At 68.0% G+C, this 5,706-nt stretch carries 7 protein-coding genes and 1 riboswitch; of the genes, 2 read left to right on the top strand and 5 right to left on the bottom strand.

Going from position 1 to position 5,706, the window contains the following annotated elements:
• From V7053_RS17585 to V7053_RS17565, 5 genes are all read right to left on the bottom strand, one after another.
• Positions 1-519: LLM class flavin-dependent oxidoreductase (locus tag V7053_RS17585; protein WP_334173558.1), on the bottom strand; the 519-nt coding region annotated here is incomplete at its 3' end.
• Complete coding sequence (locus V7053_RS17580) at positions 516-1,841, bottom strand: MFS transporter (protein ID WP_334173557.1); 1,326 nt, start codon at positions 1,839-1,841, stop codon at positions 516-518. The genes V7053_RS17580 and V7053_RS17585, both read right to left, overlap by 4 nt.
• A 36-nt stretch (positions 1,842-1,877) precedes the next feature.
• Positions 1,878-1,993, bottom strand: a riboswitch (SAM riboswitch).
• An 81-nt stretch (positions 1,994-2,074) separates the two neighbouring features.
• Positions 2,075-2,851 (bottom strand): ABC transporter permease, encoded by a 777-nt coding sequence (locus tag V7053_RS17575; RefSeq protein WP_334173556.1) that lies wholly within the window; start codon positions 2,849-2,851, stop codon positions 2,075-2,077.
• Positions 2,852-2,989: 138 nt separating this feature from the next.
• Positions 2,990-3,679, bottom strand: coding sequence for a DUF4386 domain-containing protein (locus tag V7053_RS17570; protein WP_334173555.1), 690 nt, complete (start codon positions 3,677-3,679; stop codon positions 2,990-2,992).
• 84 nt (positions 3,680-3,763) lie between these two features.
• Positions 3,764-4,513 carry a DUF4389 domain-containing protein gene (locus V7053_RS17565; RefSeq protein ID WP_334173554.1) on the bottom strand — a complete coding sequence of 250 codons (750 nt, stop codon included), beginning with the start codon at positions 4,511-4,513 and terminating at the stop codon, positions 3,764-3,766.
• Between the two features lie 390 nt (positions 4,514-4,903).
• Between V7053_RS17565 and V7053_RS17560 the strand changes: the two genes are divergently transcribed.
• Positions 4,904-5,098, top strand: a complete 195-nt coding sequence (locus V7053_RS17560; protein WP_334173553.1) for a hypothetical protein — start codon at positions 4,904-4,906, stop codon at positions 5,096-5,098.
• A 46-nt stretch (positions 5,099-5,144) separates the two neighbouring features.
• Positions 5,145-5,702 (top strand): DUF421 domain-containing protein, encoded by a 558-nt coding sequence (locus V7053_RS17555; RefSeq protein ID WP_334173552.1) that lies wholly within the window; start codon positions 5,145-5,147, stop codon positions 5,700-5,702.
• The last annotated feature ends 4 nt before the right edge of the window (positions 5,703-5,706 follow it).

The raw sequence follows: 5,706 nt of genomic DNA, 5'->3' as shown, positions 1-5,706 counted from the left end.
CTCCCACAGCTTGTAGACCACGTCCATGAACTCCTCGGCGCGGTCGTAGCGCTCATCGTGGGCAAGCTGGCGCCCAAGGCCGAGGTTGCGGGCGGCGGATTCCTGGTACGAGGTCACGATGTTCCACCCGATGCGGCCCCCGGTGAGGTGGTCGAGTGTGCCGAACTTGCGGGCGAGGAGATAGGGCTGCTCGTACGTGACGGAGGCCGTCACGCCGAAGCCGAGCCGCTCCGTCGCGGCGGCGAGTGCCGTGACAATGAGCAGCGGGTCGAGGGCGGGGTACTGCACGCCTCCGCGGACGGCCTCGTCCGCGCTGCCGCCGTAGACGTCGTACTGGCCGAGCACGTCCGCGAAGAAGATCCCGTGGAACCCGCCGGCTTCGAGCGCGCGGGCGAGGTCCGTCCAGTAGCCGAGCTCGGCGAACCGGGCCGCCTGCGAATCGGGGTGGCGCCACAGCCCCGGCGACTGGTGCACCGGGACGAGCATTTCGAAGGCGTTCAGGAGCAGGGGCTTGGTCACTTGAGTTCCTTTCGGGCGCTCCGGATCGGGTCTTTCGCGGCCAGGGCTGCGACGGTGGACAGTGCCGCGAGCAGCACGAAGAAGCCGCAGATGAGCCACGGCTGGCCCCCTCCGGCCTCGAGCAGCGCTGCCGCGACGAACGGCGTGATGCCGCCGGAGAGCACGGTTCCCACCTGATAGCCGAAGGAGACGCCGCTGTAGCGGAGGTCCACCGGGAACTGCTCGGCGAACCACGCCGCCTGTGGCCCGTAGATCGCATCATGCAGGACGTTCATGGGGAGCAGCAGCACGACGGGGAGGAAGGCGAGCGATCCGTGGTCCAGGAACCAGAAGAACGGCCAGATGAACACCGCGATCCCGATCGCGCTCGCAACCGCCATCCCGCGCCGGCCGACGCGGTCCGAGAGCCAACCCCAGAATGGTCCCGAGATGATGCCGACGGCGGAGACGATCAGGACGGCGGTCAGCGCCGAACCGGTGTCGCCGCGCCGAGCCTTGAGGTAGCCCAGCATGTAGACGGTGAGGAGGCTGTACAGGGCGGGCTGGACAAGGCGCAGCCCGATCGTGACGAGGATGCCTCGCGGATGCTCGCGCAGGGCGCGCCGCACGGGGTGATCCGCCACCCGCTCTTGCTCGCGGAGCCGCGTGAACTCTTCCGCGTCCTTGACGCCCAGACGGATCCACAGCCCGATGGCGACGAGCACGGCAGAGAGCAGGAACGGGACGCGCCAGCCGAAGGCCTGGAACTGATCCGAGGTGAGCAGGCCTTGGACGACGGCGAAGATCGCCGTCGCGAGGAGCATCCCGGCGGCCGAGCCGACTTGGGTGAACGACCCGAAGAGGCCTCTCCGTCCGGCGGGGGCGTGCTCGACCGAGAGCAGCGCTGAGCCTCCCCACTCGGCGCCCGCAGAAAGGCCCTGGAGGAGGCGGAGCGCAACCAGCCCGACGACGGCGAGGATGCCGATCGTCGAGTAGGTCGGCAGGAGGCCGATGAAGAACGACGACGCGCCCATGAGGAGGAGCGACCACACCAGCAGCGACTTGCGCCCGATTCGGTCGCCGAGGTGGCCCGAGATGACCCCGCCGAGCGGGCGGGCCACGAACCCGACGGCATAGGTCGCGAACGAGGCAAGGATGCCGACCACGGGCGAGGCATCCGGGAAGAACTGCTTGCCGAAGACGAGAGCGGACGCCGTTCCGTAGAGGTAGAAGTCGTACCACTCGATCGTGGTTCCGACGAACGCGGAGGAGAGGATGCGCCGCTTGGCGCGGAGGGACTCGCCAAGCTGGACGGTCGCGCCCTGAAGGAGCTGGGTGGCCATGGGTATCTTTCTCGGTCGCGGCACCGCGGCTCGCAGGCGCCGTACTTACGCACGCCGGAGCCCGGCGCCGTCGAATCCTCACCTGGAGCACCCCACTACAGCCGGAGGGTTGCCGTCCGGTCAGCCAGGGCTTGTCACCGGAACTCCTGATTCTGGAGGCAAGTTTTCTGGATCGCCGACCCCCGGGCAACTGCCATGTAATCCCGGTTCACACTCGGCGGGTAGGGCCGTCCTTACTGCGGGTCCCAACGGAACCAGCGGATGCCCACGACGGCGAACACGAGCGTGTATCCCGTGCAGGCCAGCAGGGCATTCCCGTCCTGACTGCTCCATGCCGCACGGTTCAGCACGTCCGAGAAGAGCGTCATGAGGGCACCGACGGGCGACCATGCCGCGATCGTCTTCACCGTGTCGCCGAGGATCCCGGTTCCGCCGAGGATCCCCAGGAGCACCAGGACGATGAACAGGAGCCGGCCGATCGCGTTGACGACCGCGGCCGAACGCACCAGCCCAACAAGGGCCTGACCGATGGCCAGGACCATCGCGGCGCCGAAGGCTGCGACAGCCAGGACGAGCAGGTACTGCACCGCATCGAGCGTTATGCCGTGCAGGCTGGCTCCGACGATCACAACCACGACGGAGGCGACCAGATTGGTCACAACCTGGACTGCGATCCGGCTGGTCATAATCATCCAGGTCGGTGCAGGGGTGACGCGAAGCCTTTGCAGCACTCCCATCTCACGGTCGCGGGCCAGCGCCAGACTGTAGCCGAGCAGACAGGACGTGAGCAGGCCGAGGGTCAGGGCCAGGCCAATGATCAGCCCCGAGCCACCGAGGCGAGACTGCGTCTTGCCGACGTTGGTCACCACGAGGATCGCGATCGGCAGGAGAATGCTCAACGCCACTGGGACCTTGCTGCGCAGCAGTACAAGGGTGTCGGCGCGAAGCAGCGAACTCATTGCGAGGCCCAGCGGATACTGGTCGGTGGTGGTGCCTGGCTCGATGCTCATCTGACCTGGCACGGCTCAGGATCGCGCTCCCGCCACATGGTCAGAGAGTGCGCGTCGGGGGAGCGGGATGTCAACCTCCAGCTCGCGGCTATCCAACGCCTCCGGCCAGCGCAGTGAGGGGCGGTGCTTCCTGGTTCGTTACTCCGTGCTCGGTTGCGAGAGCAAGGGGGAGGCCGGGTTGAAACCCTTGGCGATCAGCCAGACTCCCAGCGCGAATTCGAAGACGGCGACCGGGAGCGCAGCGAGGGCGGCGAGCGGCGACACGAGGCCATAGGCGCCGAAGAACACCGCCGCGTCAGAGGCGAGCAGCAGCGGGGCGCCAACGAGTGCGACGATCGGGAGCACGCGCGGCACCAGCCGGGACCGGTACAGGAGGTAGCCCAAGAGCAAGTCGACGACGACGGGCATCAGGCTCTGCGAGAGCAGGAAGGTGCCGTTGTAGAGGGCAATCTGGGTGCGCCCGGCTGTAACAAGGGCAGCGCGGTCCGCCACGGAGCTGACGACGGCGCCGTTCCTCAGGGCCACGACCGAGAGCAGGCTGATGACGCCGACGAAGATGAGCGAGGTTTCCAAGATTCGGGCGGCGAGGACCCCGAACGCAGCCGTCTCGCTCTGCCGCTTCAGCACCGGGAAGAGCACCACCGCGGTGCCGATGCCCGCCGCGCCGACGACCACCTCCGAGAGCGCTCCCCAGAGGACGCCGCTGTCGCCGCCGACGCCCAGGACGAAATCGGCGCTGTTCTTCACGGGACCGTAGAGGGCGAGGGTGGGGACGGACACGAACGTGATCAGGTACAGCACTCCGGCGGCGCGGGCTGTGCGTCGCATGGGGTCTGTTGCCGCCCGCGCGGATGGGGGTGTGTGCGGTATGGCGCTCATGGTGAACAACTCTCGGTAGTGTTGGCTCGAGTGCTAGGCGGCGGGGGCTGGGGCTGGTCCGCCCGGTACCCCGGGGGCCTGCGGGGTCGGGGAGACCGGTGCGGTTCCCGGGTCGATGCCGCCCTGGTCGAGCCGGAACGGCGGGTAGCGGTCTGTCAGCAGGGCGGCGTAGGCGGCGACGCGCAGTGTCCAGCGGTCCAGGCCGACGACGAGTTCGTAGAGCGGCTTGGGGTAACGGGTGGTGAACAGCAGCACTACTCCGGCGATGAGGACGAGCAGGCCAATCAAGCCGCCCGCGGCCCAGTCGGCGTTCGAGCTGTTGTCGCCAGCGGCACGGGAGCCAGCGTAGAGTCCGCCGCCAGCCAGGACCGAGACAACGAGGTACTGCGGGATGGCCAGCAGCCACCACTTGACCAGCACGAGCCCACGCGAGAGCCGCTCCGGGTAGGCAATATCCAGATGTGCGGGATAATCCGGCACCTCGGCGAGCGTGAAGGGCGGGTACTGGTCGGTGCCCAAGGCCCCATAGCCGTAGTACTGCACGCGCCACGTCCAGCGGAGGACGCCGACGCTGAAACCGAACAGCGGCCGTGGGTAGTTGCCCGTGATCAGGATCGCAAAGAACGCGACCACCGTGACGGCCAGGAAGGCTACCCAGAGGAAGAGCAGCACGACGGCGTGCGGGATCAGGAGCAGCCACTTGACGAGCCACAGGGCTCTGGAAGCCGATGGCTCCGGCGAGGCGTCGACACGTACGGGGTAGGGGAGGGTGTTCTCGGTCATTCGGTGCTCCTCGGTTTGTCGATTGACGGCCGGCTGGGATGGTGGAGCCGTCGGGTTTCCCATGGAGCTGTCTGCCGACGTCGTGAGCCTGGAGCCGCCGTGGGGCCACGGGTAGGCCTCCTGATCCCAGCCTGCTGTCCGCGCGGGAGGGGGGCCAGTGCCGAATGGCCCGTTGCTCGAGCAGGGCCGAAATCCCGCGAGGCGGGTCCGCCTGGTTTCTCGCGAGCCAACGGGGGAAATATATGTCTGGTTGCAATATTTGCGCTAAAGCACGATTTGCGGCAGTGAGGCTGCAGCTCCAGTGGGGGCCGTCGGAGCGATTTCGAGAAGGAGGACTTGATGGGCGGATACCGGCTCACATGGACGTTCCCTTCGGGAGAGGTGGCCAGAATGCCGGAGGTCAGCCTCGTGGCGGAAAGCCTCGATGCCGCGAAGACCCTCGCGGAGCGAACTGTCGGGCGCTTCGGTGGCCCATTCCGCGGGGTGCGGGAAGTGATCCTGTCAGATCTCTCCGACCCCTCCGTGGAGTGCTCGCGATGGATGCGCGGCCGGGGCTGGACGGACAGCCAGAGGCAGGGGAGCTGAGCGGCTCTGCAGCAGAGCCCGGCGATTGTGGCAGGAGGACGACGCGATGTTGGATTGGCTACTGATCACCCCGGCCCAGGCGCTCGAGGTCGCGGTGGCGACGGCTGCGATCTACTGGGTCTTCGTGGTGCTCGTCCGGGTGTTGGGGCAGGGACCTCTGGCACGGGTGTCCAGCTCGGATCTGGCCAGCGCGGTCGCCCTCGGGGCCGTCCTCGGACGCGCCGCCCTCGGCCGCACGCCCAACTTCGGTGGCGGCGTCGTCGCCCTGCTGACGCTGTTCGCGATGCAGGCGTTGGCGGGACAGCTGCAGCGGGCGGCCCGATCGCGACGGCTGCTCGACAGCCCGCCGCTGCTCCTGATGGCTGGAACGGAAGTTCTGCACGAGAACCTGAGACGGAGCCATCTGGTCGAGGACGAGCTCTGGCCTCGGCTCCGGCTGGCAGGGATCGGGAGCCCCTCCGAGGTCGCTTGCGTGATCCTGGAGCCTACGGGCGAGATCAGTGTCCTGCGCAGGGGAACGCGGCTGGACCGGGAAATGATGCGGGGAGTGCGGGGAGCCGAGCACCTCGAGGCGCTTTTCGACGTCGGCGACCGCGGCCCGTAAGCGC

Source organism: Sinomonas sp. (assembly GCF_036848755.1).
In the GTDB taxonomy this organism is placed as follows: Bacteria; Actinomycetota; Actinomycetes; order Actinomycetales; family Micrococcaceae; genus Sinomonas.
This window is presented reverse-complemented; position numbering and strand designations above follow the sequence as displayed.

Coding starts and splice junctions, on each gene's coding strand:
- V7053_RS17580 (WP_334173557.1), bottom strand. CDS start 1,841: ATGGCCACCCAGCTCCTTCAGGGCGCGACCGTCCAGCTTGGCGAGTCC.
- V7053_RS17575 (WP_334173556.1), bottom strand. CDS start 2,851: ATGAGCATCGAGCCAGGCACCACCACCGACCAGTATCCGCTGGGCCTC.
- V7053_RS17570 (WP_334173555.1), bottom strand. CDS start 3,679: ATGCGACGCACAGCCCGCGCCGCCGGAGTGCTGTACCTGATCACGTTC.
- V7053_RS17565 (WP_334173554.1), bottom strand. CDS start 4,513: ATGACCGAGAACACCCTCCCCTACCCCGTACGTGTCGACGCCTCGCCG.
- V7053_RS17560 (WP_334173553.1), top strand. CDS start 4,904: ATGCCGGAGGTCAGCCTCGTGGCGGAAAGCCTCGATGCCGCGAAGACC.
- V7053_RS17555 (WP_334173552.1), top strand. CDS start 5,145: ATGTTGGATTGGCTACTGATCACCCCGGCCCAGGCGCTCGAGGTCGCG.